The 25,831-nt window shown below is 71.5% G+C and carries 21 protein-coding genes; 11 read left to right on the top strand and 10 right to left on the bottom strand.

Annotation, left to right across the window (positions count from 1 at the left end):
- Positions 1 to 58: 58 nt before the first annotated feature.
- Positions 59 to 832 carry an MHYT domain-containing protein gene (locus tag M4V62_RS40340; protein ID WP_249592155.1) on the bottom strand — a complete coding sequence of 258 codons (774 nt, stop codon included), beginning with the start codon at positions 830 to 832 and terminating at the stop codon, positions 59 to 61.
- Between the two features lie 151 nt (positions 833 to 983).
- Here M4V62_RS40340 and M4V62_RS40335 point away from each other — a divergent pair, with 151 nt between their 5' ends.
- Positions 984 to 1,583, top strand: coding sequence for a class I SAM-dependent methyltransferase (locus tag M4V62_RS40335; protein WP_249592154.1), 600 nt, complete (start codon positions 984 to 986; stop codon positions 1,581 to 1,583).
- A 241-nt stretch (positions 1,584 to 1,824) separates the two neighbouring features.
- On the opposite strand, the gene M4V62_RS40330 is transcribed toward M4V62_RS40335, so the two are convergent.
- Positions 1,825 to 2,607: an alpha/beta fold hydrolase gene (locus tag M4V62_RS40330; protein WP_249592153.1), complete on the bottom strand. Its 783-nt coding sequence runs from the start codon at positions 2,605 to 2,607 to the stop codon at positions 1,825 to 1,827.
- Positions 2,608 to 2,707: 100 nt separating this feature from the next.
- On the opposite strand from M4V62_RS40330, the gene M4V62_RS40325 reads away from it, so the two are divergent.
- Positions 2,708 to 3,229, top strand: a complete 522-nt coding sequence (locus tag M4V62_RS40325; protein WP_249592152.1) for a PadR family transcriptional regulator — start codon at positions 2,708 to 2,710, stop codon at positions 3,227 to 3,229.
- An 11-nt stretch (positions 3,230 to 3,240) separates the two neighbouring features.
- Here M4V62_RS40325 and M4V62_RS40320 read toward each other — a convergent pair whose 3' ends face one another.
- Positions 3,241 to 4,146, bottom strand: coding sequence for an oxygenase MpaB family protein (locus tag M4V62_RS40320; RefSeq protein ID WP_249592151.1), 906 nt, complete (start codon positions 4,144 to 4,146; stop codon positions 3,241 to 3,243).
- A gap of 101 nt (positions 4,147 to 4,247) precedes the next feature.
- Between M4V62_RS40320 and M4V62_RS40315 the strand changes: the two genes are divergently transcribed.
- Both M4V62_RS40315 and M4V62_RS40310 read left to right on the top strand, forming a co-directional pair.
- On the top strand, positions 4,248 to 4,526 hold the full coding sequence (locus M4V62_RS40315; protein ID WP_249592150.1) for a hypothetical protein: 279 nt from the start codon (positions 4,248 to 4,250) through the stop codon (positions 4,524 to 4,526).
- 490 nt (positions 4,527 to 5,016) lie between these two features.
- A complete protein-coding gene (locus M4V62_RS40310) occupies positions 5,017 to 5,880 on the top strand; it encodes a hypothetical protein (protein WP_249592149.1) in 864 nt (287 codons plus the stop codon).
- Positions 5,881 to 5,922: 42 nt separating this feature from the next.
- On the opposite strand, the gene M4V62_RS40305 is transcribed toward M4V62_RS40310, so the two are convergent.
- The 3 genes from M4V62_RS40305 to M4V62_RS40295 all read right to left on the bottom strand — a co-directional run bounded on the left by M4V62_RS40305 (position 5,923) and on the right by M4V62_RS40295 (position 10,908).
- Complete coding sequence (locus M4V62_RS40305; RefSeq protein ID WP_249592148.1) at positions 5,923 to 9,336, bottom strand: hypothetical protein; 3,414 nt, start codon at positions 9,334 to 9,336, stop codon at positions 5,923 to 5,925.
- A 191-nt stretch (positions 9,337 to 9,527) separates the two neighbouring features.
- A complete protein-coding gene (locus M4V62_RS40300; RefSeq protein ID WP_249592147.1) occupies positions 9,528 to 9,710 on the bottom strand; it encodes a hypothetical protein in 183 nt (60 codons plus the stop codon).
- Between the two features lie 142 nt (positions 9,711 to 9,852).
- A complete protein-coding gene (locus M4V62_RS40295) occupies positions 9,853 to 10,908 on the bottom strand; it encodes a fatty acid desaturase family protein (RefSeq protein WP_249592146.1) in 1,056 nt (351 codons plus the stop codon).
- Between the two features lie 247 nt (positions 10,909 to 11,155).
- On the opposite strand from M4V62_RS40295, the gene M4V62_RS40290 reads away from it, so the two are divergent.
- From M4V62_RS40290 to M4V62_RS40280, 3 genes are all read left to right on the top strand, one after another.
- The gene (locus M4V62_RS40290; protein ID WP_249592145.1) at positions 11,156 to 14,023 is read left to right on the top strand and encodes a DEAD/DEAH box helicase; all 2,868 of its coding nucleotides are present in this window, start codon (positions 11,156 to 11,158) and stop codon (positions 14,021 to 14,023) included.
- On the top strand, positions 14,020 to 15,348 hold the full coding sequence (locus M4V62_RS40285; RefSeq protein ID WP_249592144.1) for an SWIM zinc finger family protein: 1,329 nt from the start codon (positions 14,020 to 14,022) through the stop codon (positions 15,346 to 15,348). Before M4V62_RS40290 ends, M4V62_RS40285 begins: the two co-directional genes overlap by 4 nt.
- A 606-nt stretch (positions 15,349 to 15,954) precedes the next feature.
- Entirely contained in the window at positions 15,955 to 17,307 is a 1,353-nt protein-coding gene (locus tag M4V62_RS40280) for an esterase-like activity of phytase family protein (RefSeq protein WP_249592143.1), read from the top strand.
- A 45-nt stretch (positions 17,308 to 17,352) separates the two neighbouring features.
- Here M4V62_RS40280 and M4V62_RS40275 read toward each other — a convergent pair whose 3' ends face one another.
- The gene (locus M4V62_RS40275) at positions 17,353 to 17,688 is read right to left on the bottom strand and encodes a hypothetical protein (RefSeq protein WP_249592142.1); all 336 of its coding nucleotides are present in this window, start codon (positions 17,686 to 17,688) and stop codon (positions 17,353 to 17,355) included.
- A 351-nt stretch (positions 17,689 to 18,039) separates the two neighbouring features.
- Positions 18,040 to 19,206 (bottom strand): xylose isomerase, encoded by a 1,167-nt coding sequence (gene xylA, locus M4V62_RS40270; protein ID WP_249592141.1) that lies wholly within the window; start codon positions 19,204 to 19,206, stop codon positions 18,040 to 18,042.
- A gap of 193 nt (positions 19,207 to 19,399) precedes the next feature.
- Between xylA and xylB the strand changes: the two genes are divergently transcribed.
- On the top strand, positions 19,400 to 20,863 hold the full coding sequence (xylB, locus tag M4V62_RS40265) for a xylulokinase (protein ID WP_249592140.1): 1,464 nt from the start codon (positions 19,400 to 19,402) through the stop codon (positions 20,861 to 20,863).
- Positions 20,864 to 20,891: 28 nt separating this feature from the next.
- Positions 20,892 to 22,103 carry an ROK family transcriptional regulator gene (locus M4V62_RS40260; RefSeq protein ID WP_249592139.1) on the top strand — a complete coding sequence of 404 codons (1,212 nt, stop codon included), beginning with the start codon at positions 20,892 to 20,894 and terminating at the stop codon, positions 22,101 to 22,103.
- A 192-nt stretch (positions 22,104 to 22,295) separates the two neighbouring features.
- On the opposite strand, the gene M4V62_RS40255 is transcribed toward M4V62_RS40260, so the two are convergent.
- Together M4V62_RS40255 and M4V62_RS40250 are read right to left on the bottom strand one after the other, a co-directional pair.
- A complete protein-coding gene (locus tag M4V62_RS40255) occupies positions 22,296 to 23,042 on the bottom strand; it encodes a phosphotransferase family protein (RefSeq protein WP_249592138.1) in 747 nt (248 codons plus the stop codon).
- A 126-nt stretch (positions 23,043 to 23,168) separates the two neighbouring features.
- Positions 23,169 to 23,642 carry a cupin domain-containing protein gene (locus M4V62_RS40250; protein ID WP_249592137.1) on the bottom strand — a complete coding sequence of 158 codons (474 nt, stop codon included), beginning with the start codon at positions 23,640 to 23,642 and terminating at the stop codon, positions 23,169 to 23,171.
- Positions 23,643 to 23,680: 38 nt separating this feature from the next.
- On the opposite strand from M4V62_RS40250, the gene M4V62_RS40245 reads away from it, so the two are divergent.
- Positions 23,681 to 24,736: a LysR family transcriptional regulator gene (locus M4V62_RS40245; protein WP_249592136.1), complete on the top strand. Its 1,056-nt coding sequence runs from the start codon at positions 23,681 to 23,683 to the stop codon at positions 24,734 to 24,736.
- 69 nt (positions 24,737 to 24,805) lie between these two features.
- Positions 24,806 to 25,744 (top strand): MerR family transcriptional regulator, encoded by a 939-nt coding sequence (locus M4V62_RS40240; protein ID WP_249592135.1) that lies wholly within the window; start codon positions 24,806 to 24,808, stop codon positions 25,742 to 25,744.
- Positions 25,745 to 25,831: the final 87 nt, after the last annotated feature.

Raw genomic sequence — 25,831 nt, 5'->3', positions numbered from 1 at the left:
TCGCTCGGAGAGATTTCGGGGCGTGTGCCCGGCCGTCCGCGACCGGTCCGGGGCGCCGCTACCCGGCGGCGCGCTCGACCGGCCGCTGGGCCGCCACGGAGGCCTCGCGCTCCCCCGAGGTCGGGGAGAGCGCGACGAACGCCGAGGTCAGGAAGAGATAGGAGCCGAGGCCGACCGCAAGGGGGAAGATGAACTGCATGGTCGTGGCGCCGGACAGTGCGGCACCAGACTCGGTGACCCGCACGCTCACGGCCAGCATTCCGGTGTAGTGCATGCTGCTCACCGCCCCGCCCATGACAAGCGAGGCGACGGCAACCGCGAGCGGCGACTTGATGTTCAGTGCCGCCCACAGGGCAGCGGTCGCGGCGACGACGGCGATGACGACGGAGAGGCCGACCAGCACCGGGTCGTAGCGCACGCTGCCGTGCAGCCGCAGCGCGGCCATGCCCAGGTAGTGCATGCTCGCGACGCCGAGCCCGGTGGTGAGTCCGCCGAGCGCGAGCGCACGCCCGCGGTCACGGCCGTAGCCGACGGCGAAGACTCCGGCGCCGACTACGGCCATCGCGACGATCAGGCTCAGGATCGTCAGGGGCACGTTGTAGTGGATCTCGGTGCCGGTCACGCCGAAGCCGAGCATGGCCACGAAGTGCATCGTCCAGATACCCGTGCCGATGGCGGAAGCCGCGGTGATGAGCCAGTTGCGGCGTGAGGTGCCCGTGGCGCCGAGGGCACGGACGGTGCAGCGCAGCCCGAGAGCGGCGCCGATACAGGCCATCGCGTACGACAGCACGGGGGTCAGCCAGCCGAAGGTGGCGTGGTCCAGGTGTCCCATGGCTCCGGGACGCTAGTCCGGACAGGGGCGCACAACGGGGGCGCAGTTCGAAAGGTGTTGGAATCTGACAGAGACAGGGTCCTGAACGATCGCGTCACGCTCGAACGTGTGCCCCCAACGCACATGCGAGTCGTTGAGTAATCATGGCCACATGAGCGATGACCACACGCGTGTCCGTGACTTCTTCTCCGCCCGGGCGGCCGACTGGGACACCCGGTTCCCCGACGACGGGCCCGCCTATCGCGCCGCCGCGTCCGAGCTCGGCCTGCGCGCCGGCGGCCACGTCCTGGACGCCGGGTGCGGCACGGGACGCGCGCTGCCCGCGCTCAGGGAGGCCGTAGGGCCCTCCGGAGTCGTCCTCGGGGTCGATCTGACTCCCGCCATGCTGGAGGCCGCCACACGAGCGGGCCGGGACCGTGAAGGGCAGCTCCTGCTCGCGGACGTGACCCGGCTCCCGCTGCGGAGCGCGTCGCTCGACGCCGTGTTCGGGGCGGGCCTGATCTCCCATCTGCCCGATCCGGCGCAGAACCTGCGGGAGTTGAGGCGCGTGGTGCGTCCCGGAGGGGCCCTCGCTCTCTTCCACCCGATCGGCCGCGCGGCGCTCGCGGCGCGGCAGGGCCGCCAGATCACCACGGACGATCTGCGGGCCGAGGAGAACCTCCGCCCGCTGCTCGCCGGTTCGGGCTGGCAGTTGACGTCGTACATCGACGAGGACGCACGATTTCTCGCTCTGGCCGTGCGACAGGACTAGACGGCCGGAAGACCGGCGAGACCACGTTTTTCCGGTGGGCTCGATGGTGGACTTCTCCTCCCCGGTGTCCACGGCCCACCGCTGGAGAAGCTTGCCGGGACCGCACGGCTTCAGCGTCACCGTGCCGTCCCGCGTGGTGGCTTCGAGGCACTGGTCCTTGTAGTGGGTGCTCTCGATCGTGTAGATGCCCGTTCCCGCTGGGGTTTCGCCTACCAGCTCGAGCCGTCGGGGTGCGGGTATGTCACGCCACCGGCCTGACCTGGCCGATCCGTTCTCGCTCGGCAACCACCGCGGCGAACGCCTCGGGGTTGTCGAACATGACGTTGTGCCCCGCCTCCGGCACAGTCACCACCCGCACCCCGGCCGCCACCAGCTCCTCCGCGCCCGCGAGTTCGCCGCTCCGCGCGCCCTGCAAGAAGACACGCTCCACAGGCAGGTCCATGAGCATCGCGCGCATCGTGGGCAGCGTCCCCCTCACGAGCCCCGTCGCACTGCGATGCAGGGCGCGGGGGTCGGCCAGCCGCATGGTCGCCGCCCACAAGGAGCCGACCTTTTCGAGCACGCGCGCGTGGCCGTCCGCCACGAAATCCTCCTCTTCGTAGGACGCGATTCCGCTGCTGCCCGCCGTCACGGCCGGGTTGGGGTCGAGATTGGCCTCGGTGAGGACCAGCCGTGACACCAGGTCGCCGCGGCGGTGCGCGAGCACGATGGCGACGGAGCCGCCCATGCTGTGCGCGACGATCTCCGCCCCCGTCACCTGGGCATCGTCCAGCGCCGCGGCCAGGGCGTCCGCGTGTTCCTCCAGGGAGTAGCCGAAATCCGCCGGGCGGTCGCTGATGCCGTGGCCCGGCAGGTCGACGAAGAGCGATCGACGTCCGGCCAGCTCAGGTCTGGCCGCGATGTGCGCGTGATAGACCGTCGACGCCGCGCCGAGCCCGTGCACGTACACGCGGGCCGGGCCGCAGCCCTCGCTCTCCGTCCAGCGGACACAGCTGCCCTGTGCGTCGAACCGTGCCTGTCGCATCGTCGCTCCCTCATCCGCCTGCCAGTGCTTCCGAGACAATACATCGGTGGCGATGTATTGCGGAGAGGATGTACACCGCTGGTGCGGCAGAATGCACGGCATGCTCGAACTGGCCATCCTCGGATTCCTCTACGACGCGCCTCTGCACGGCTACGAGCTGCGCAAGCGCATCACCGCCCTGACCGGGCACGTACGCCCGGTCGCGGAGAGCACGCTGTACCCCGCCATCAAACGGCTCGAGAAGGCCGGCTTGCTGGTCCGCGAGACACAGCCCGGCTCCGTGGCGGCCCCGCGCCATGTCCTGAACCTCACAGCGGAAGGCAGGAGTGAGCTGCGCCGCAGGCTGACGGAACCGCAGCAGGGGGACATCACCGACGAGAACCGCTGGTTCACGGTCCTCGCCTTTCTGCGCCATGTCGACGACACGGCGGCCCAGGCCGCGGTCCTCGAGCGCCGCCTGGCCTTTCTCGAGGAGCCCGCCAGCTTCTTCTACGACGGCGAGCGCCCGCTGCGCGCCGAGGATCTGGACGACCCGTTCCGGCACGGCATCCTCACCATCGCCCGCGCGACAAGCCGAGCCGAACTCACCTGGCTGCGGGCGACGTTGAGCTCACTCCGCTGAGGTGGTCGGCCTCACTCCGCCGAGGCGGCAGCCGACTCGTCCGTGTGCGCCACCGGGCAGCCCCGGACTCCGGGCACCGGGAACGTGCCGAGCTCTCCGACCCGATACCCCTTCGGATAGCCCTTGATCTCCCAGTTCTGCCGGGCGTAATGCGGCGCACTACGGGGCGGCATCAGCCGCACGGTGCGGCCGCGCAACCGCACCGCTCGCCCGACAAGCGTGCGGGCGACAGGGCCTGGCGGTTCGTAGCGGAAGGCGCGCAGGAGGGGCTCGTCGAGCAGGGCGAGGGTCGAGGCACGCAACAACGGCGCCAGCGGGCCCGGATACCAGGAGGCCATGAGGTCGAGGGTCGCGTCGGAGACCTTGCGCGCACCCTCGTCCCACGCGAAGTGGGCCTCTTCGTAGGCATCGAGGCACTTCTCGAAGGCTTCGTAGGAGTCCGGGATGTCCTGGATCCCCATATGCCGCCCCAAGGTGCGGTAGTAGACAGCTGCCGCGGTCGTCTCGTGGCGTGACAATCTGCGCCACCCGTAGGCGTCGATCCAGCGCTTGGGCATCACCACGAACGTGCACAGCACGTAGCGCATGTCTTCATTGCTGATGTCGTAGCTGCGGTGCATCTGGTTGATGCGGCGGATCGCGGTGCGGCCCTCGTCCGTGCCGAAGCCGTGCTCGACGACGGTGTCGAGAAGCAGGGCAGTGTCGTCGTACCGCTTCTGCGTACGGTCCGTCAGTTCCGCCGTCTCGGCCAGGAGTCGGCCGATGCTGGGAACGGCGTACGTGCGGTACAGCGCCAGTTCAAGAGCTCGGGTGTAATCCCAGGGGAACTCGTACGTCGCGGTGAGCCGGTAGATCGCCAGGGCGTCCTTCTCCGGGTCGAGACGCCGAATCTCCTTGAGCCGGTCATAGCGCTTCACCGCACGGCCCCCCTTCTGTCGTCGGAGCTCCAACTCTACGTTGGAGTACAACAGATGAGTGATCATCAGCGGCAACCACAACCGGGGGGAAGGTGGCCCACATGTTCGACAAGCTCCGCAAGCTGTGGCACACGGACGAAGCGGTCCGCAGCAAGAAAGAGCGCCCGCACAACCTCTTCGAGGCGGCAGCCGTCTACGTGGCGGCGTGCGCCGAGGACGACCAGGACCGACAGGACGAAGCCACCGGGTGGGTGTCACCGGAGGCCCTGTCCTTCGGCGTCAGCGAACTCGCCTGCCGGGCGGTGATCACCCTCGCCCGGGAGCGCGACGAGTCGCCGTCGGACGTGGCGCGTACGCTCCTCGGCCTGCCTGCCGCCTGACGTCCGTGTGCGTGGGATCGGAACAGGCCAGTGCCTCCTGGAGAGAGTTGCCTGCCTCGGCCGCATGCGCGAGACGCTCACGGACCTCCCGCGGGGTGCGTGGGCGGTAGCCGGGGCCGTCGCCGCAGCAGCCCTGCCGGAATCGGAGTCCGGACAGCAGGACCGCGCTCAAGGCGCGCCACGCCGCCGTGTCGCGCCGCTTGGGCACGGCGAGCGCTGAGCCCGCGTTGAGCAGCTGGCCCCCGCACCGCGGGCAGATGTCGGCGCGCACGCGTCCGTAGTCGGCCGACTTCTTGAAAGAAGCACGGCACGGCAGACAGACGAAGTGCGAACTGGCTCTGGGCATGACACCCAGCGTAGGCGTCCGGCACGGAGGCCGACGAGCGAGTTCCCGGTGCGTACGAGCGAGTTTCCTGGTCACGCACCCCTCGACGATCAAGCGGACCTGTGGTTAGGGTGCGCCGACGGATGAAGCGATGGGGAGGCTGGCATGGCCGGAACGGACGACGCTGTCGCCGCCGAGGACGACGCGCTGTACGTGCTGACCGCGGTGCTGCTGACACCCGCGAAGTTTCCCAGTGTGCTCGGGGACGACTATCCGGAGGCGTGCGCGGCTCTGGGGCTCTCACCGCTTGCCGCCGGGTACGGCCTGGTGCTCGGTCAGGACGGTGCGGGCGCCCGGTGGACCGTCGTCATCGACGACGTATCACTCGTTGCCGTCGCGATCGCCTCCTGGGACTGCGGGATGGAGTACGACCTCTCGCCCGACGAGCGCACGGTGGTCGCCGCGCTGCCCGGCTGGCCGCTCGCCGTCGCCGTCGCGGCGCCCAACGTGCCCGCTCCCCACGACCCCGAGCCCGAGGATGGGGACCAGAGGCCGCTCTCGCCCCCGCAGTCCGACACATGGGGTCCGGCCCAGCGAAGGCTCGGTGCCGACGAGATAGCGCTCCAGTGGGCTACGTGGCGCGAGCAGATCGACGACGCCGACTTCTCGACCGACAGCGCCGAGCAGGGCGCGGACACCGGCCCGGAGGGCGGCGACGCTCCGAAGACCGATGCCGATGCCGATGCCGACGATCAGGCTCCGCTCACCGGCGTACGTCGCGTCCTGGCGGAAGCACGGGCGTACGTGGAGACTCCGCCGCCCCTGGGCCGCGTGCGGTCGTCGTTCGCCTCCGGGGAGGCCCGCACTCTGCGTGCCGACGGTCCTGGCTGGTCCATGGTCGCCAGGACGGACGACATCGCGTTCGTGCTTCTCGACGAAGAGCCCGGAGAGGTGTTGCCGGTGGGGCGCGGACGCGATCTGCCCTGGCTCCTCGACGCGCTCGACAAGATGGCCGTACGCCCCGCCTGATCCCTCTGGCGCCTCTCTGCCCTCTCAGGGCACCGCACCCCGTCAGTGGTCGTGCTCGGGATCAAGGAGGAAAGCCGCCGTCGCCGTGTCGTGGTCCGCATGGTCGCGCAGGGCCACCAGTTCGGCGCGCCAGGTCTCATCCCACGACGTCGCCCGGCCGCCGGCGCGCACGAGCGCGAGCGCCATCACTCCGGCCACCGGCGTCCCGCGCTCGCGCAGCAAGCGGGCGGCGGAGAGCAGTGCCGCACGCGCGCGTGGAGTAGGGACCTCCGGATGGAACCCGCTTCCCAGGGGCAGCCGTTCGGGGCGTTCCTCGACCAGTTCCAGGAGCCGCTCCCACCGCGCTGCGTGGTGCTCGCCGTGGCGCACGGCGGCCAGCGACGTGTCCCATGCCAGGGCCGCCGCATCGGCGTACAGACCCACCGCATGCATCGACAGGGCCAGTGCGTCGGCGATGAGCAGCGTCTGGGCAGTGCCTCGCCGGACGCACAAGGCCTCTCCGATGCCCGAGAGCCGACGGAGCGCATCAGCTCTCGCCTGCGGATCCGGCGTGCCGGCGAGCTCCTGGAGCCTTCGGATGACGCCCCTCAGGATCGGCCCTCCGACCGGCCCCAGTGGGAACCAGGCCAGTTGCTGTGCGGCCGCGTCCCACTCCCTTCGGCGTCGCGCCGGGTCCGTGGCGACGTCGGCGACGGCGCGCAGGGCGTCGGCTGATTCCGGTGTGAACCAGGCGGGCAGGGCGCGGCACGCGGCGACGACGGTCTCTTCGTCGCCTTCCCTCACCAGGCGGGCCAGGAAATTCGCGTAGGGCTCCCCCGCGGCTTCGCTCACGGGCCCCACGCGCGCGTGGACCACCGCTTCGCGTACGGCGGGTTCGTCGGCCGCCCTCACCAGGCGGTCGGCGATGGCGGGGCGGGCGATCGCGGCGAGGAGGTGGCGCGCCACGACGGCACGTACGTCACGGTGTTGCCCTGGTGCGTCCCAGGCCGCCACCAGGACTTCGAACGCCGCGTCACCGGTGAGCGCGCCAAGGGCTCGGACAGCCTCCTTTCGCGAGCCGACGGGGGCATCCGACGCGCAGGCCACGGGGGCGAGCAGGGCGACTGCCTCCGGATCTGGTACCGCCTCCAGGAGTCGGCGCACGGATGCCATGGCCGCCCGCCCCCGGACACCGCCCGTCGCGGCATGCCGGAGCAGGAAGTCCAGCAGTGACTCGGTGGCAGCCGGTGCGCCGTCGTGGGCCGTGCCGAGGAGGTCGCCCAGTGCGCCAAGTGCCGCGGCGGCGATGGGTTGTGGCGCCGACTGCGCGAGTGTCGTGAGCAGCTCCGGTTCACGCACCTGCGCTGCCGCGTCGGCACGAGTGCGCAGCGGAGCAAGCTCATCGGCGGCCACGCGCGCGTGGTGTTCGTCCCACGCGCGGCGCTGTGCGGGCAGCCAGCGGCCGGTGACGCCGGGGCGCAGCCCTGAGGCCCAGGCCGTGGCTCGGGGCCGTACGCGGCCCGTGAGCCCTTCTTGGGCGGCAACCAGCACGGAGTCCAACAGGTCCGTGCGCCGGGTGACGACGGTGCGCAGGATGATCGGCACCGCTGCGAACGATGCGTCGTAGCCGATCAGTTCGGCGCTGCGCCGCTCCCGCAGCTCCGCCGGCCCCGTCCAGGCGGCCGCCGCACGGGCAGCGACGTCCGGGTCGTCGGACTCCAACACCATGGCGCGCACCAGAGTGTCGAGTTCCGGCAGCGTGGAGAGGTGCGGTGCGAGGAGTTCCGCGACGGCGATGCGGAGATCGGGGCGCACCGGTGTGTGCGGCGATGCCGCGGACCAGATGGCACGCGCCGCTTCCTCACCGATGCGCAGCGGCGCGACGGGCTGGCGGGAGCGCGGGTCTGACACCAACTGGCAGAGCAGTTCCGTGGCATGGGCGGCACGGTCGGTCCTGCCGGTCGCCGCTGCGCTCTCGGCTGCGCGGCGGAGCAGCTGTTCCGCCGCTGCGAGCGTGTGGGTGGTCGAGTCGCGGGACTGGACGGTGGTCAGCGCCGCGTCGCGCAGGACCCGGTCGGGCAGCGCGGCGAGCAGATACGGGGGCGCCCCCGCGAGCTGCTGGAGAGCGGCCCTGCGTACTTCCTCCTGGTCGTGCCAGGCCCGCTCGCAGTCCCCGGCGATCCGCGCGAACTCGTGCGGGTCGCCTTCTAGTTCCGCGCAGGCGAGTAGAGCGGGCCAGGCCATCAGGCGCTGGTGGACGCGGTGCTGCCCGGCCATGTCGCGCAGCACCGGTTCCCCCAGGGCGAGCGGGAGCGCGACGGCCAGGCGGCTGGATGTCCACTCCTGACGTGACCAGCGCTCCACCCAGGGCGTGACGAGCGCCGCTCTGTCGGCCGGGGCCAGGGCCGTGAGTGTGGCTATGGGCAGGCTCCGCACCGAGCGGCGGCGGGCGGTGCGTTCCTCCACCAGGCGGCGGCGTTCCGGGGCGGGGAGCATCATCAGCAGGCTGTCGGGCTCGATGGCGTGGCGTCCCGGGCCGCGATGCCGCGGCTGCGTCACCGGGCAACGACGGGCGAGGTCCACCAGGTCCGCGGGCGGGAGTTCGCGCAGGGCACGCCGCGTGGCGGGCGGCAGCGCGCCGGCCGAGAGCCGTAGTTCACGGGGAGAGCCGTCCTGGTTCGGTGGGGCCGCGCGCAGGATCTCCAGGACTCTGGCGGGATGGCGCAGCAGTGTGCGTGCCGCTTGTGGCGTCAGAAGATCGGGCGCCCGCGCCAGGAGCAGCAGTCCGGCCTCCGGGTCGCGTTCCGCGGCCACGCTCGCGACCGCGCGATGGCGGCCCGAGAAGCCGTGGCGGTCGCGGTTGGCGCGGCTCTCGCCGCGGGTGACCAGCAGGCGGGCCACGGCGATCGGTGCGGCGCGGGTCAGCGCGCTCAACGCGCCTGTGGGTGGGTCGAGTCGGGGCAGCCACGCGTCAACCGCCTCGGCGGGGCAGGCGGGCAGGAGCTGGGCGGCGTCCCGGGCGCCGAAGCGTTCGTGAACCTCGGGCAGCAGGCGTGCGGCCAGGGTGTGCCGGCGGCTCAGGCGCAGGACGCGGTACGTCTCGTGCCGTGCCGTTCTGATGTCGCTCAACGCGAGCTGTTCCAGGGCTGCTTCCGGGACGGGAAGCCGGATGGCGGCCGCGAGTGCGCGACGGCGCAGGAGGGGGTCGGTCAGGGCTTCGGCGACGGTGGTGAGGTCGCGCCGGGTGACGGCGAGGAAGAGGCCGGTGTGCCGCTCGTCAGGGGTACCTGCGGCGAGGGCGTCGCGGAGTGTTCCGTACGCGTCCGTGGTGAGCGCGCGGGCATAGCGGGCCAGTGCGCTCATGCGGGCCGGGAAGGGCAGTGGGTCGAAATGGGCCTTCAGCCAGGCCGACGTCAGCGGCTCGGGAGTGGGCTGAGGCTGGGAGGACGGCGTCTGCGACGCCTCGTATGCGGCCATCAGCGATCACCGAGGGATCGCTGGGCCTCCTTTCGGGAAGTCATGTGCGCCATGGTCACCGGCGCAGCGCTGGGGCGCAATGGGTTTTCCGCTCGCGGAGCCGCCTTGGGCGAAACCGCGAGCGGAGCAGCCGTCAGCCCCTGTGCGTCGAGCGTCCGCTCACCGGTTCGGTGCCCCTCCGGGGTGCCGGATCAGTGGCCGATCTCCTTGCGTGAGACCCGGCGCAGCCTGCGTCGCTGTCCGGGGTCGAGGGTCAGATAGGCCGCGGCCGGGACCCCGAGCACGATCAGGAGGGCGGCCCACCAGGGCAGCCAGATCAACAGGATGAGGCCGGCCGCCACACCTCCTGCGGCGATCTTCGCGTTCTTCGACATGTGCGTCGCCTCCTTCGCGGCTGTTGCCGCTCTCTGTCTTGAGAAACGGGCTCGGGCCGCCCACGGTTCCAGTCTGCTCCCCTGACAGACCCCTGAGGAGCGACCCTGACACAACCCTGAGGTGCGGTGCGTGTCCGGGCGGCTACTCGATCCTCAGCGGCTCGCCGACCTCGTACATGTGGCGCAGTACCTGTCGGTAGGAGTCGAGGAATCCGGCCTCCGTGTACGGCATGCCCAGCTCGGCGCAGTGGGCGCGGACCAGGGGCTGGGCGCGTCGCAGGCTGGGGCGGGGCATGCTCGGGAACAGGTGGTGCTCGATCTGGTAGTTGAGTCCGCCCAGGAACCAGTCGGTCAGCATGCTGCCGCGGACGTTGCGCGAGGTGAGGACCTGGCGGCTGAGGTGGCCCCAGCGCTCGCCGTCGGGGTCGGGCATCTCCATGCCCTTGTGGTTCGGCGCGAAGGCCAGTCCGAGGTGCAGTCCGAAGAGCGCCTGATGGATGGCGGCGAAGGCAAGGGCGTGGCCCACCGGCATGGTGACGAGCAGGAGCGTCACGTACCCGACGAGGTGGGCGACCAGGAGGAGGCCCTCCAGCACGCGTTCGCGCGGGGCCTGGCGGCGCAGATCCTGGAAGCCGTAGATCTTCATGGCGACGCCCTGGAGAAGCGTCAGCGGGAAGAACAGCCAGGCCTGGTTGCGGGTGAGCCAGCGCCGGAAGCCGAGGCGGACCTTGGCCTGCTTGCTGGTCCAGACGAGGATGTTCGCGGCGACGTCGGGGTCTTTGTCGAGGTGGTTGGGGTTGGCGTGGTGGCGGTTGTGCTTGTCGTTCCACCAGGCCGAGCTCATGCCGAGGAGGAGATTGCCGTGGATGAGGCCGATGGTGCGGCTCACGCGGCGGTCGCCGGTGATCTGGGAGTGCCCCGCGTCGTGGCCTATGAATGCCGTACGGGCACACAGTGCGGCCAGGACGGGTGCCAGGAGCAGCACCCACCAGGAGCCTCCGATGAGGAACATGCCCGTCGCCACGGCGGCCAGTGCCACGGTGTTGACCACGATGGTGCGGGCGTACCAGCCGGTGCGGCGGCCCAGGAGTCCCTGCTCCTTGACGGTGCGCAGGAGAGGCGCGAAATCGCTCCCGGCGGGCTGCCCTGTGGTGGTGCCTGGGGAACGCTCCGCGACTGCGGCGGCGGCCTGGGACATGGTGAGGTCTCCGGTCTCTGACTGGATCGGGCTGACGCGACACAACGTATGAGCCGGTGACCTGGGGCAACCATGGCGCCTTCACCCGTCTTGGAAGGGGGCCAGCACCGTCTGGAAGGGGGGTTAAGTACACCACGGGAGGGGCGTGACGGGGATCACTCCTTGATCGCTCCCGCCTTGCGCGAGGTGTGCTGTACCCTCGGCGACTCCGACCCTAGTAGTCAAGTTTGAGGAATGCGCCATCGCCGTGCCCAGGCCCCCTGCCGCGTCACCTTCCGAGATCTCTGAACTGTCCCGCTGTTCTGTGCTGTTCGTATCCGCCGACCCGGCACGCATGGGCCGGGTCGCCTTCTGGAACCCGGAGGGTGACGCACCGCCCGCCTGCTCCGCCGGCGCCATCGAGGAGCTGACCGTCGCCGTGCCCGGCGACGGCGGAGTGCAACTCAGCGATGTGTCGGCGGTGGTACTCCCGGTGCGCGCGGCACTCCCGGTGCTGACACGCGCGCGTGCCACGGCGGGGGCTCACCCGACGGCCGCGTTCTGGGGAGCGACGGGTGTGCTCGCGCTGCAACTCGCCGCGCGCGGGCTGCTGTTGCCAGGGCTGACGCCGAGCGATCACGACGCGTGGCGCTCGGGACCGCTGGGCGCCGACGACCTGCGCCGCCTGCGCGACCTCGCCGCCGCGATGCCCCCTGCCGCGCACGCCCTGCCGCTGGACGACTCCGAGCCCCTGCGGCTGCCCGAACCCGAGCGGCTGCTGCGTCAGTTCCTCGACGCGGTGGCCGACACGCTGCCGCGCTCCCCCGCCGCGACGCTGGCCGCGGGCGCCCCCGCCTTCGCCTCGCCGCAGCCTCAGCACATCCCCGAGCAGCGCCCCTGGGCCACCGATGTCGCCGCAGGGCACGACGCCGGCGTACGCATCTCGCTGCGCGTCGAGGTGCCCGGCCTGGTGTCGGACACCCCCGAGGGGACCCGGCTGCCGTTCCGCGCCGTGCTGCAGATGCACAGCGTCAGCGACCCTTCGCTCGTCGCGGACGCGGCCGAGGTGTGGGCCGGCTCCGGCGCCTCGGGGCAGACCTTCGGGCCGCGGTCACGGATGGACGCCCTGCTCGCGCTGCGTCGCGCCACGCGCGCGTGGCCGCCGCTCGCCCCGCTGCTCTCGGCCACCGTCCCCGACGCGATCGAGCTCGCCGACGAAGAGGTCACCTCGCTCCTGGGTGAAGGGTCCCGCATGCTCTCCACCGCGGGTGTCGAGGTGCACTGGCCCAGGGAGCTTGCCCGCAATCTGACCGCCCGTGCGGTCATCGGCCCGCCCGACGAGGAGGCGAAGGAGCCGGACAAGCCGTCGTCGGACACGCCGTCCTACCTCTCCGCGGACGCGCTGCTCACCTTCAACTGGCGGTTCGCGCTGGGCGACCAGCCGCTGTCCCGCGAGGAACTCGACCGCCTCGCCGAAGCCAACCGCCCCGTGGTGCGCCTGCGTGACCAGTGGGTCCTCATCGACCCCGAAGAGGCGCGGCGCGCTCGCGCACACCAGGACCACAAGGTCACGCCGATCGACGCCCTGAGCGCCGTTCTGACGGGCACGACCGAAGTGGCGGGGCGTCGCGTGGACGTCCAGCCGACGGGCTGGCTCGCCACGCTGCGCGAACGCCTCGCGGACCCCGAGGGCATGGAGCCCGTCGGCCAGCCCGAAGCGCTCGCCGCGGACCTGCGCGACTACCAGCTGCGCGGCCTGAACTGGCTGGCCCGGATGACCTCCCTGGGCCTGGGCGGCTGCCTCGCGGACGACATGGGCCTCGGCAAGACGATCACGCTCATCTCCCTGCATCTGCACCGCCAGGCGGACGGCGAGTCCGCGGGACCCACCCTCGTCGTCTGTCCCACGTCCCTCATGGGCAACTGGCAGCGCGAAATCGAGAAGTTCGCCCCAGGCACCCCCGTACGCCGCTTCCACGGCGCTCGGCGCAGCCTGGAGGACCTCGCCGACGGGGAGTTCGTGCTCACCACGTACGGCACGATGCGCCTCGACTCGGACAGCCTGGCGCAGGCCCCTTGGGGGATGGTCGTCGCCGACGAGGCCCAGCACGTCAAGAACCCCTACTCGGCCACCGCAAAGCAGCTGCGCACCATCGGGGCACGCGCACGCGTGGCGCTCACCGGCACCCCCGTGGAGAACAATCTCTCCGAACTGTGGGCCATCCTCGACTGGACGACACCGGGCCTGCTCGGCAAGCTCGGCACCTTCCGCACCCGCTACGCGCAGGCCGTCGAAAGCGGCACGGACCCGGCAGCCGCCGAGCGGCTCGGCCAACTGGTGCGCCCCTTCCTGCTGCGCAGGCGCAAGTCCGACCCGGGCATCGCACCCGAGCTGCCGCCCAAGACGGAGACCGACCGGGCCGTCTCCCTCACCACGGAGCAGACGGGCCTCTACGAAGCAGTCGTACGTGAGACGCTCGCGGAGATCTCCGGTGCCGACGGCTTCGCCCGCCGGGGTCTGATCGTCAAGCTGCTCACGGGTCTCAAGCAGATCTGCAACCACCCCGCGCAGTACCTCAAGGAGGACAAGCCGCGGATCGAGGGCCGTTCCGGAAAGCTGGAACTCTTGGACGAGTTGCTCGACACGATCCTCTCCGAAGACGCGAGCGTGCTCATCTTCACGCAGTACGTCCAGATGGCGCGCCTCATCGAGCAGCACCTGGCGGCCCGCGGCACCCCGTCCCAGTTCCTGCACGGCGGGACGCCCATCGCGGCGCGCGAAGCGATGGTGGAGCGCTTCCAGGACGGCGAAGTACCCGTTTTCTTGCTGTCGTTGAAGGCCGCGGGCACCGGCCTCAATCTGACGCGGGCCGAGCACGTCGTGCACTACGACCGCTGGTGGAACCCTGCCGTCGAGGCGCAGGCCACCGACCGGGCGTACCGCATCGGGCAGACGCAGCCGGTGCAGGTGCACCGGCTGATCGCGGAGGGGACGATCGAGGACCGTATCGCCGAGATGCTGCTGCGCAAGCGGGAGTTGGCGGACTCGGTCCTCGGCTCGGGCGAGGCCGCGCTGACGGAACTCACCGACGCCGAGCTGTCGGATCTGGTGGAGCTGCGAGGGGGGACGCGATGAGCGACACGTACGACGAGTCGAACGGCGACACACACGAGGAAAGCCGTCATGGAGAGGGCGCGTACGACCACGAGCGCACCTTCGCCGCGCTGCCGGCCGCGCACGGGCGGGGTTTCGCGCAGAGCTGGTGGGGACAGGCCTGGCTGAAGGCGCTCGAGGACACGGCGCTGGACCTCGCGCAGCTGAAGGCCGGACGCAGGCTGGCGCGCGCGGGAGCCGTGGGGGCGGTCTCGGTGCGCCCTGGCCGGATCACCGCGGTCGTCAAGGACCGTGACGGCACCCCGCGCCGCTCGGACGTACTGCTGCAGCGGCTCAGCGAGGACGAGTGGGACCGCTTCCTGGGCATGGCCGTCGAGCGTGCCGGGCACATCGCGGCGCTCCTGGACCGCGAGATGCCGCCGCACCTGGTGGAGGACGCGGCGGCAGCGGGTGTCGAGCTCCTGCCCGGCATCGGCGACCTGGAGCCGGAGTGCGACTGCGACGCGTGGGACCACTGCGGGCACACCGCCGCGCTCTGCTATCAGGTGGCCCGGCTGCTCGACCAGGATCCGTTCGTCCTGTTCCTGATGCGTGGCCGTGCCGAGCGCGAGCTGCTGGATGAGCTGCAAGTACGCAGCGTGGCGCAGGCCGAGGCCGAGGAGGCCCCCGCGCAGGAGCAGGAAGTGGCCCAGGAGGGCGTGGACGCCGACGAGGCGTACGCGGAGGGGGCCATCCTGCCCCCACTGCCCGAACTTCCTCCGCTGCCGCCTGAGCCGGGTCTGCCGCCCTCGCTCGACACGGAGGCGGAGCCCGCGCCCGGTCTCGACGTGGCGGCGCTCGAGTTCCTGGCGGCTCAGGCGGCCGTGGAGGCGCGCCGGATGCTGGCCGAGGCGCTCTCCACCGGACACGAACGGCATCCGGTCGAACAGGAATTGGCGCTGGAGGAGGATGCCGTACGTCTCGCCGCCGCGGCTCCCGCGGCACAGGTGGCCGTCCGCCTCGCGACCGCGGCGGGGCGCGGCGGGGACGGGCTCGCGCTGGCCGTACGGGCCTGGGAGTACGGAGGTCCAGCCGCGCTGTCCGTCCTGGAGGAGGAGTGGACTCCTGAGGCGGACGCACTGGCACGCGCGCGTGCGGCGCTGGATGCGGCCTGGGACGACGGTGAACGGCCACGGCTGCGCGCCGTCCGCAATCGCTGGACGGTGGTCGGCGGCGACGCCCAGCTGCGGCACGGGACCGACGGCCGCTGGTGGCCCTACCGCAAGGAGCGCGGCCGCTGGACCCCGGCGGGCCCCGCGGCCCACGACCCCGCTACGGCACTGGCCGTGGTGACAGGCGGCGAATAGGGCGGGCAGGTCCGGTGCGGGTGCGGGCGTCCCCGCGCCCGCACCGGACCAGAGGCGCGACCCGCGCGCGACCGCGTCCGCGTGTCCGCATACGCGTGGGTGCCCGTGTCCGCATCCGCGTCCGTGTCCGAGTCCGAGTCCGCCCGGAAGTGTTCACGCCCGAAACAGCCCGCCCGGCGCGTTCACGCCACCGAAGCACGCCGCCTGGCCGGAACGCACACGGCGGCCACCGGCGTATCCATGCCTCCCACGCACGCGCCGGGAACACTGGCGCGCGCACTCCCCCTGACCAGCGATTGAGCGCGGGCATGTCATCCGCGAGTGTGGATCACACCGGTTCCGGGGGTGCCGACCGCGACTGGACGCCCCCGACCCGCAGGGCCCCGGAGTGAATTGAGTGCGTCAGCGTGATCCAGGCGAAGGGGAGGACAGAGGCCAGGTGCCCAACTACCGCTGACCGACCTGCGGGTGACGGCGGCGCCTCCTGCCCCTCGCGGGAGGCGCCGTCAGCACGCCCCCTCCCGTTCACCTCTCTGCCTCCCTGTGTTCGCGGCGACGGCGAAGTCTGATCGCTGTCACCGAACACTCGCGCCCCAGGAGGCACCCATGTCCCCGCACGCCGCACGTAAGCGTCGCGTCCGCCGTTCCGTCGCCGTGGGTGTGCCCTTCGTCGTGCTCGCCGCGATCGCGGTGACCGGGACCGCCACGGGCGCCCCGACCGGCGACAAGGAGAAGTTGCCCCGCATCACGTCGACGGCGACGCTCGGCGATGTCCCTCTGGGCACGTTCAGTAACTCCCTGCTGCCCGGGACGGTGAGCGACGACCGCGGTGTGGATCTCGGCGGCATCGGCAGCGACATCTATCCTGCGGGCCGCAAGGGCGAGTTCTGGACGGTCACCGACCGGGGGCCCAACGGCCAGATCAAGGTGGACGGCAAGAAGCGACGTACCTTCCCCGTTCCCGGTTTCGACCCCGCGATCGTGAAGATCCGCGTTTCCGGTGACACCGTGAAGGTCATCGACGCACTCCCACTGACGACCTCCTCCGGGAAGCCCGTCACGGGCTTGTCCAACCAGGAGGGACGCGATGAGGCGCCGTACACCTACGACGCGAAGACAGCGCTGACCTACAACCCGAACGGCCTGGACACCGAGGGCATCGTGCGGTCGCACGACGGCAGCTTCTGGCTGGTCGACGAGTACGGTCCCTCGCTCGTCCATGTCTCGGCGCGCGGGAAGGTGCTCAAGCGCTATGTCCCCAAGGGCCTGAAGCTGTCGGGCGCCGGCTACCCGGTCGTGGAGGCGCTGCCGGGCGTTCTGCTGCACCGCAAGGGCAATCGCGGCTTCGAGGGGCTCGCTCAACTCCCCGGTGGGGACCTGGTGATGGCGGTCCAGAGCCCGCTGTCCCTCCCGGACGAGGACATGGGCGACGCCTCGCGGACGACGCGGCTGCTGCGCTTCTCGCCGAAGAAGCAGGCGGTCACCGCCGAGTACGCGTACCGCTTCGACGCGGTTGATGTCGTCGACCCGGGCGAGGACGACACGTCCGAGCTGAAGATCTCCTCCGTGGTGGCCGTCGGGCGCGACCGGCTCCTCGTCGAGGAGCGCACCGACAAGGCAGCGCGGCTGCAGACGGTGAAACTGGACCGCCGCTCCGACATCCTCGGCGAGCGGTGGGACGACGCCGCCACGAAGCCCTCCTTGGAGCAGCTCGACGATCCGGCGGGCTCTGGAGTGCCCGTCCTGAAGAAGCGTCTCCTGATCGACCTGGGCGCCATCGACGGTGTGCCCGACAAGATCGAGGGCGTGGCCCGCGTGAACAGCCGTACCCTCGCCCTGATCAACGACAACGACTTCGGGATGACAGACGGGGCGGAGGCATTCGACAAGGACGGCCGGCTCGTGGACAGCGATGTGGAGACCACGGTGACGTACGTACGGCTGCCGAAGGGTCTCTGAGCGCGCTGTCCCCGCGTCCGACGTGCCGGTCAGCCGGTCAGCCGGTCAGGGCAGTGGCTTGGTGACGCCCACCCGCAAGAAGTAGTAGGGCACTTCGTTGTCCGCGCGTGACGGGATCAGGGAGTCCAGATCGCTCGGCAGGTCACCACTTGGCAGATCGCTCGGCAAGCCGCTGGGGAGGTCCGAGGGCAGGCCGCTCGGCAGGTTCGACGGCACCTCCGTCGGCAGCTCGGAGGGGATCTCCGACGGGATGCTCAGCGACGGAGTGGGCTTGCCGTCCGAGCTCTCGCTGGTCTCGGAGGGGCCCTTCTTGTCGCCGGAGCCGTCACCGCTGGTGGCCACCAGGACCACCGCGACGACGGCTCCGATCGCGACGATCACGGCGAGCAGGACGAACAGCCCGCCCCGCCGTCCGGACGGCCCTCCCGGCGGCGGCTGAGGCGGCCACCCGCCTCCTCCAGGCGGTACGCCGCCGCCTCCAGGGGGCATGCCGCCACCCGCGGGAGGCCAGCCCCCGTCGCCCGGTGGTGGCCCGTACCCGCCGCCCGGAGGCGGACCGTACCCTCCTCCGGGCGGGCCGAAGCCGCCATCACCCGGAGGGGGTCCGTCACCCGGCGGAGGGGGAGGCTGCGGCGGTACGGGCGGCATGGCCATACCGTCAAGAGTCGCCTCGAAAGGGTCAAGATGCGACCCCTGTGCGGAAGTTGATGCCTCCGGAGCAGGAGCCTGCGGTCAGCCCCGCACCCCCAGGAGATGATCCATGGCCAGCTGGTCGAGGTGCTCGAAGGCCATGCCACGGTCCGCGGCGGCCTTCACGTCGAAGTCCTCGAAGGCAGCGCGGTCGGCGAGCAGCCCGGAGAGACCGTCTTCGGCGGTCGGCAGGGACAGCTCGTCCAGACGGGAGGCGCGCAGGGCTTCCTGGACCTCCGGATCGGCGCGGAAGGCGGCCGAACGCTCCCGAAGGATCAGGTAGTTGCGCATGCAGCCGGACGCCGACGCCCACACGCCCGCGTAGTCCTCCGTACGCGGGGGCTTGAAGTCGAAGTGCCGCGGCCCTTCGTAACCACCCCTCTCCAGGAGGTCGACCAGCCAGAAGGCGCTCCGCAGATCGCCCGCCCCGAAGCGCAGGTCCTGGTCGTACTTGATGCCGGTCTGGCCGTTGAGGTCGATGTGGAACAGCTTGCCCGCCCACAGGGCCTGGGCGATGGAGTGCGGGAAGTTGAGGCCGGCCATCTGCTCGTGGCCCACTTCGGGGTTGACGCCGAACAGGTCGGAACGCTCCAGGCGCTCGATGAAGGCGAGGGCGTGCCCGACGGTGGGCAGCAGGATGTCGCCGCGCGGCTCGTTCGGCTTGGGCTCGATCGCGAAGCGCAGGTCGTATCCCTGCTCCGTCACGTAGTCGCCGAGCAGGTCGAAGGCTTCCTTCATGCGGTCGAGAGCGACGCGCACGTCCTTCGCCGCACCGGACTCCGCGCCTTCCCTGCCGCCCCAGGCGACGTAGGTGCGGGCGCCCAGTTCCACCGCGAGGTCGATGTTGCGGATCGTCTTGCGCAGCGCGTAACGGCGTACGTCCCGGTCGTTGGCCGTGAACGCCCCGTCCTTGAAGACGGGGTGCGTGAAGAGGTTCGTGGTCGCCATCGGCACCACGAGGCCCGTCGCGTCGAGCGCCTGCCGGAAGCGCTTGATGTGCGACTCGCGCTCGGTGTCCGAGGCGCCGAAGGGGATCAGGTCGTCGTCGTGGAAGGTCACTCCGTAGGCACCCAGTTCAGCCAGGTGACGCACGGAGTCGGCCGGGTCGATGGCCGCCCTCGTCGCGTCCCCGAACGGGTCCCTTCCCTGCCAGCCGACGGTCCACAGGCCGAAGGTGAACTTGTCCTCAGGAGTGGGCTGGTACGTCATGTGCGGCTCCCTGGATGACTGGTGCACGACTGCGTGGCCGACCCGGGCATGGCTGCATGCCCGCTCATGTGCGGCTGCCGCGACTATTTCGTCATGGCGATTAACAAATTAGTATCCGGAGGCATCCCTGGGAAGGTCGGACGGAAAGAAGTCCGGGCGAGCCCGGAAAGAGCCGCGGGAACGGAGACCCCCGATGTCATCAGCACCAGCAGCCGACGGGCCCCTCGTCGTCGGCGTGGACAGCTCCACGCAGTCCACCAAGGTCCTGGTCGTCGACGCCGCCACGGGCAGGGTGGTGGCCTCTGGTCAGGCCCCGCACAGCGTCAGCTCGGGGGTTGCCCGCGAGAGCGACCCCGAGGAGTGGTGGAACGCCCTGTGCGCGGCGCTGGAACAGTGCGGCAGCGCGGCGCGTGAGGTTGCCGCGGTAGCGGTCGGCGGCCAGCAGCACGGGCTCGTCACGCTGGACGCGCGGTCCAGGCCGGTGCGGCCCGCGCTGCTGTGGAACGACGTGCGCTCGGCGGGACAGGCCCGCACCTTGGTGGACCGCCTGGGGGGCCCGAAGGCGTGGGCCGAGCGCGTCGGCAGCGTGCCGGGGCCCTCCTTCACCGTGACCAAGTGGGCCTGGCTCAGCGAGCACGAGCCCGAGGCCGCCCGTGCCACCGCGGCCGTGCGACTCCCCCACGACTACCTCACCGAACGCCTCACGGGATCCGGCACGACCGACCGGGGCGACGCCTCCGGGACGGGGTGGTGGGCGTCGGGGACGGAGGCGTACGACGAGGAGATCCTGGGCCTCGTGGGCCTGGACCCCGAGCTGCTCCCACGGGTGGTCCGGCCCGGCGAGGTCGCGGGCACCGTCCGCGGAAGCGGCGAACTGCCCTTCTCCAAGGGCACGCTGGTCGCCCCCGGAACCGGCGACAACGCGGCAGCGGCACTCGGACTCGGCCTGCGCCCCGGCACCCCGGTCCTGAGCCTGGGCACGTCGGGCACCGTCTACGCGGTCTCCAGGCGGCGCCCCGCGGACCCGACGGGAACGGTGGCGGGCTTCGCCGACGCGCGCGGCGACTGGCTGCCGCTGGCCTGCACCCTCAACTGCACCCAGGCCGTGGACCGGGTGGCCGCCCTGCTGAGCCTGGACCGTGAGGCGGTGGAGGCGGGCAGCTCCGTCACCCTGCTGCCCTATCTGGACGGCGAGCGCACTCCTGACCTGCCGCACGCCTCGGGGCTGCTGCACGGGCTGCGGCACGACACGACTGCCGGGCAGCTGCTGCAGGCGGCCTACGACGGAGCCGTGCACTCGCTGCTCGGCGCCCTTGATCTGGTCTTGGAAGCGGACGCGGACCGTTCGGCTCCGCTCCTGCTCATCGGCGGCGGGGCGCGCGGCACGGCCTGGCAGGACACCGTGCGGCGGCTTTCCGGACGCCCCGTTCAGGTGCCCGAGGCCCGGGAACTGGTCGCACTCGGCGCAGCCGCACAGGCCGCCGGCATCCTGACCGGCGAGGACCCGGCGGCCGTCGCGCGCCGCTGGGGTACGGCCGAGGGGCCCGTGCTGCCCCCTGTGGAGCGGGACGAATCGGCGCTCGCCCGGATCGCCGGGGTAGTCTCCGACGCGGCGCCGCTGCTCGGCAGCGCGGGCCACGAGGACGCACGGCCATGAGGACGGAAGAACAGGGACTGACGGGGGCATGACCGCACCACCGCACGACGCGCGCCAGGGCACGTCCGGAGCCCGGCTGCCCGACACCCAGCAGGGGATGCGACGCCGCAACCTCTCCCGCGTCATGCACGCCGTCGCGGCGCACGGGCCGCTGTCCCGTGCCGCCGTGGCCACCCGGATCGGTCTGACGCGAGCCGCCGTCTCCACCCTGGTGGACGAGCTGATCCGCTCCGGGCTCCTGGACGAGCTGGGCCCCGAGCGCCCCAGCAAGGTGGGCCGCCCCGGCTCCGCGCTCGCGGTCAGCAGAAGCGGACCGGTCGGCATCGGCGCCGAGGTGGGCGTCGACCATCTCTCGGTCTGTGCGGTGGACCTGCGCGGCGAGGTACGCGCGCGTGCCGTGCGACAGGGCGACAACCGGGGGCGCGCCCCCCAACCCGTCGTGAAGGAACTCATCGCTCTGGTACGGCAGGTGAGCGACGAAGCCCACCTCGCCGGACTGCGCCCGGCGGGACTGGCGGTCGCCGTACCGGGCCTCGTCTCGCGCGGCACGGCGACGGTGGTCCGCGCCCCCAACCTCGACTGGCACGACGTCGACCTGGGCGCACTGCTGCCCGGCGGGCTGCCGCTGACCGTGGACAACGAGGCCAACTTCGGCGCACTGGCCGAGCTGTGGCTCGGCGACGAGGTGCCCCAGGACTTCCTGCACGTCTCGGCGGAGATCGGCATCGGCGCCGCGCTGGTCGTCGACGGGCGGCTGCTGCGCGGGACACGCGGCTTCGCAGGCGAGTTGGGGCATGTGCCGGTGTGGCCGGACGGCCCGGCCTGCCCGTGCGGCGGCCGCGGCTGCCTGGAGCAGTACGCGGGCGAGGAGGCGGTGTTGCGCGCGGCAGGCTTCTCCCCGGGGGCGGACCGCGTCGGGCTCCTTGCGGAGCGCGCCGCGCAGGGCGACGAGGACGTACGTAGAGCGCTGCACGGCGCCGGGGCCGCCCTGGGCATCGCGCTCACCGGTGCGGTGAATCTGCTGGATCCGCGCTCGGTGGTGCTCGGCGGAGCCCTGTCCCGGCTGGCGCCGTGGCTGCTGCCGTCCCTGGAGGCCGAGTTGGGGCGCCGCACGGCGGGTACGACGTGCGACGTCGCTGTCTCCGGGCTGGGTTCCGACGGCCCTTTGCTGGGGGCCGCGCACTCGGCGATACGGGCGGTCCTCGATGACCCCGCGGGTGCGGCCGCTCTCGGCTCCTGACGGGCCGGGCACTGGTCCGCCCCCGGTGGACCGGGGCATGGGCGCCAGCAAGCTCCACCTGATCGCCGTCGAGGCGCACGGCATCCCGCTCGTCGCGATCACCGCCGTCGGCAACCGCAGGGACGTCGTCCAACTGGCAGATCGCTCGGCGCGGCACCAGACAGCACTCGTGGCGGTCAGGCCCGCGCAGCCTCACATCCGGGATCTCAGCACGTCGACCTCACAGCCCGGCGCGAACGGGTCGAAGCCGTGCTCGACCAGCCAGCGAACCCCCAGCAGGCTGCGCAACGACCACCACGCTTGGATCACGTCGAGGTCGACGTCGGTGCCATAGCCGGCGACGACGTCACCGATGTGCTCCTCCTGTCCGAGCGTCAAGGTGGCGAGGTCGTACAGGGCATCGCCCTGGCCCGCCTCGGACCAGTCGATGATGCCCGTGATCTCGTCATCGTCGGCGAACACGTGAGCGATCTGCAGGTCGCCGTGCGTGAACGCCGGAGTCCACGGCGCGAGCGCCGCCTCGGCGACCTGGCGGTTGCGGGTGACCAGGTCGGCGGGCAGGACGTCGTGCGTCACGAGCCACTCGCACTCGCCGTCGAGATCCGCCGCCACCTCGGCGAGGTCCCGGCCGGCTCGGCCGGGCCGGGGCGGCAACGGCGCGTCGTGCAGTTTCCGGATGGCGGCACCCGCAGCTGCCCACGCCGTCGGCGACGCGGTCGACGGCTCGCCGAGGCGGCCCAGCGTCCTCCCCGGGACCGCGGCGATCGCGAGTACGGGCGGCTTGCGCCACAGGATCTCCGGAGTCGGGACCGGCGCCAGGGCCATCGCATCGACCTCGATGTCGATGCGTGCCTGATCGGCGTCCACCTTCAGGAACACGTCGCCGACGCGCAGCGTCGCACGCTCGGAATGGGCGACGACGACCTTGACCTCATCCATGGGCGACCAGTATCCCGGACTACCCTCCACGTCGCCGGGATTATCGCCTCCGCCCGCGCTGCTGACCGCGTCCCGCAACCCGGCGGCGCCTCGTGCGCGACACCGACGTATGACCACATCGCCCTGTCAACGCCACTGCGGTCCCCCGACGAAATGCACGTCGTACGTGTCGTGCAGCTCATCCATGCTGTCCCATGCCGCCTCACCCCGCGCGATGCGCCCCAACTGACGGAAATAGCCGAACCGCTCGATTCCCGGAGTGAGAACAGCGAAGAACTCCGCCGGGCCGCCGGCAGAAGCTCCGAAGGCGTGCACTACGCCGGGCGGCACCACGACCAGACCACCCGCGCCGACAGCGGTCGGAGCACCGTCGAGCAGGAACTCCATGGTGCCGCCCAGCACATAGAAGAGCTCGGTGGACAGGCGATGGTGGTGCGGGCGCGTGCCGTCGGCGCCGGAGGGCAGCGCGAGCCGGTTGGCCCCCAGGAGCCCGTCGGTCGCTCGACTGTCCTCGAGCAACTGGAATTGGCCTCCTCCGGGCAAGGGCACTTTCTCCGCGTCCCCTTCGTGGACGATCAGGGCGGGCGGGGTGCGAGGCATGTCGTACTCCTTCGAGTGCCATGAACATCGTGGTGGCCGTGCGGATCGTGATGGTCGTGAGGATCACGGCGGCCGTGGTGGTCGTGAGGACCAGTCCATCGCGGGAACACAGCACGTCCAAGAAGCCGTTCACGAAGACAGTGATCACTTGCGCTGATGAATGCGCGGAATTCGGACTGAATGCGGGAGGGGCGGCGACCACTGTGGAGCTTCGGCAACTCGACTACTTCGTGGCGGTCGCGGACGAGGGCGGCTTCGGCCGGGCGGCCGGGCGGCTGCACGTCGTACAGGCCTCGGTGAGCCAGCAGATCGCCCGTCTCGAGCGGGAGTTGGGCCTACGCCTCTTCGACCGGACCACCCGTCGCGTGGGCCTGACAGCGGCTGGGGAGCGGCTGCTGCCAGAGGCGCGGGCCGCGCTCGCAGCCGCTGCCCGTGTGGGTCATGTGGCCGCGGAAATCGTCTCCGGTGGGGAGGGTGTGCTGCGGCTCGGCACCGCCCGCGCGTTCGCAGAGCGCGTGCACCCGGCCCTCGACGTGCTCGCGGAACAAGTGCCGGGGCTTCGGGTCCGTCTGGTCCAAGAAGCCCGCGAGCGGCGTATCGACGCACTACGGAGCGGGGAGTTGGATGCCGCGCTCGTCCGGGGTGACGGACCGTTGCCGGGCCTGGCGGCGGTGCCTGTCTGGGACGATCCGCTGATCGTCGCGTTGCCCGCGACGCATCCGCTGGCAGCTCTGCCCCGTCTCGAGCCGGCCGATCTCGCGGGCCTGCCGCTGCGGTTGGCGCCGCGAGAGCGCAATCCCGCGTTTCACGACCTGGTGACGGGGTTACTGCGGGCCTCCGGCACCGATGTGCCGGCCGGCCCGCACTTCACCACCTTGCAGGAGACCCTGACGGAGATCGCCACGGACTCCGCGAGCGGCGCGGAGTCCTGGACGGTCTTCGACCTCGTGGGAGAGCTGCCACCAGCCCGCCGCATCGCCTTCCGGCCGCTGTTCGGCGCACGCTCGACCGTCAGCCTCGCCATGCGGCCGGGGCCGCTGTCCCCCACGATCCGGCACCTGCTCGCCGCCCTGGAGCCCTCGGATGCACAGTAAGTCCTGTGGCCCGTCCCCGTGGGTGACGAGGCTTGAGTCTCCAGTAGGGGGAGACGTGAAGGTGGAGGCATGAACGGCGACACGCTCTACTCGATCGGTGATCTGGCCCGGCGGACCGGCCTGACGGTCAAGACCGTCCGGTTCTACTCCGACGCGGGGATCGTGCCGCCCGCCGACCGCAGCCCGGCCGGCTACCGCCTGTACGGCACCGATGCCGTCGCCCGCCTCGACCTCGTACGCACCCTGCGCGACCTGGGCCTTGACCTTCCCACGATCCGGAAGGTGGTGGACCGGGAGATCTCACTCCCCGAGGTCGCAGCGGCGCACGCGGACGCACTGGAGGTGCAGATCCGTGTGCTGCGCCTGAGGCGCGCGGTCCTGACAGCGGTGGCCAAGCGCGGGTCCACCCCAGAGGAGTTGGATCTCATGCACAAGCTCGCCAAGCTCTCCGAGGACGAACGCCAACGTCTGATCGACGACTTCCTGAGTGCCGTTTTCGACGGCCTGTACGACCATCCTGCCTTCGCGGCGGTCACCCGCTCCCTCACTCCCGAGCTGCCCGACAATCCCGAGGCCGAACAGGTCGAGGCATGGGTGGAGCTGGCCGAGCTGTTCCAGGACCAGGGGTTCCGCACCACCATGCGAGGGATGGCCAGAGATATGGCGGCCGACCGCGCCCCGGACGGCAGCACCGGCCTGCCCCGCACCCTCGCCGAGGTTCTCCGCTCGCAGGTCACCCCGGCCCTGGCGGCAGGCATCGGTCCCACCTCGTCCGAGGCCGACCCCATCGTCACGGCACTCGCGGCGCACTACGCGCACATCATCGGTCTCCCCGACGACACCGCCCTCCGGCGACGCCTGGTGGCCCGCTTGGAGACCATGGACGATCCCCGCAGGGACCGCTATCTGACGCTGCTCGCGGTGATCAACGGGTGGCCCGCACCGGAGAGTCTGGCGCCGGTGTTCGAGTGGGCCGTCCTGGCTCTGCGTGCCCGAATGCCGCGGTAGTGGGCCAGCTGAGCACGGGCTGGCGGCGTTCGCGCCCATCGCGGCGGACGCGGAAGCCGTGCGGCTCTGCGTGCCAATGACCGCCGG

Origin of the sequence: Streptomyces durmitorensis, from assembly GCF_023498005.1 — a bacterium.
GTDB lineage: Bacteria > Actinomycetota > Actinomycetes > Streptomycetales > Streptomycetaceae > Streptomyces > Streptomyces durmitorensis.
The sequence above is the reverse complement of the archived record's forward strand: the minus strand, read 5'-3'. Positions and strand labels throughout refer to the sequence as shown.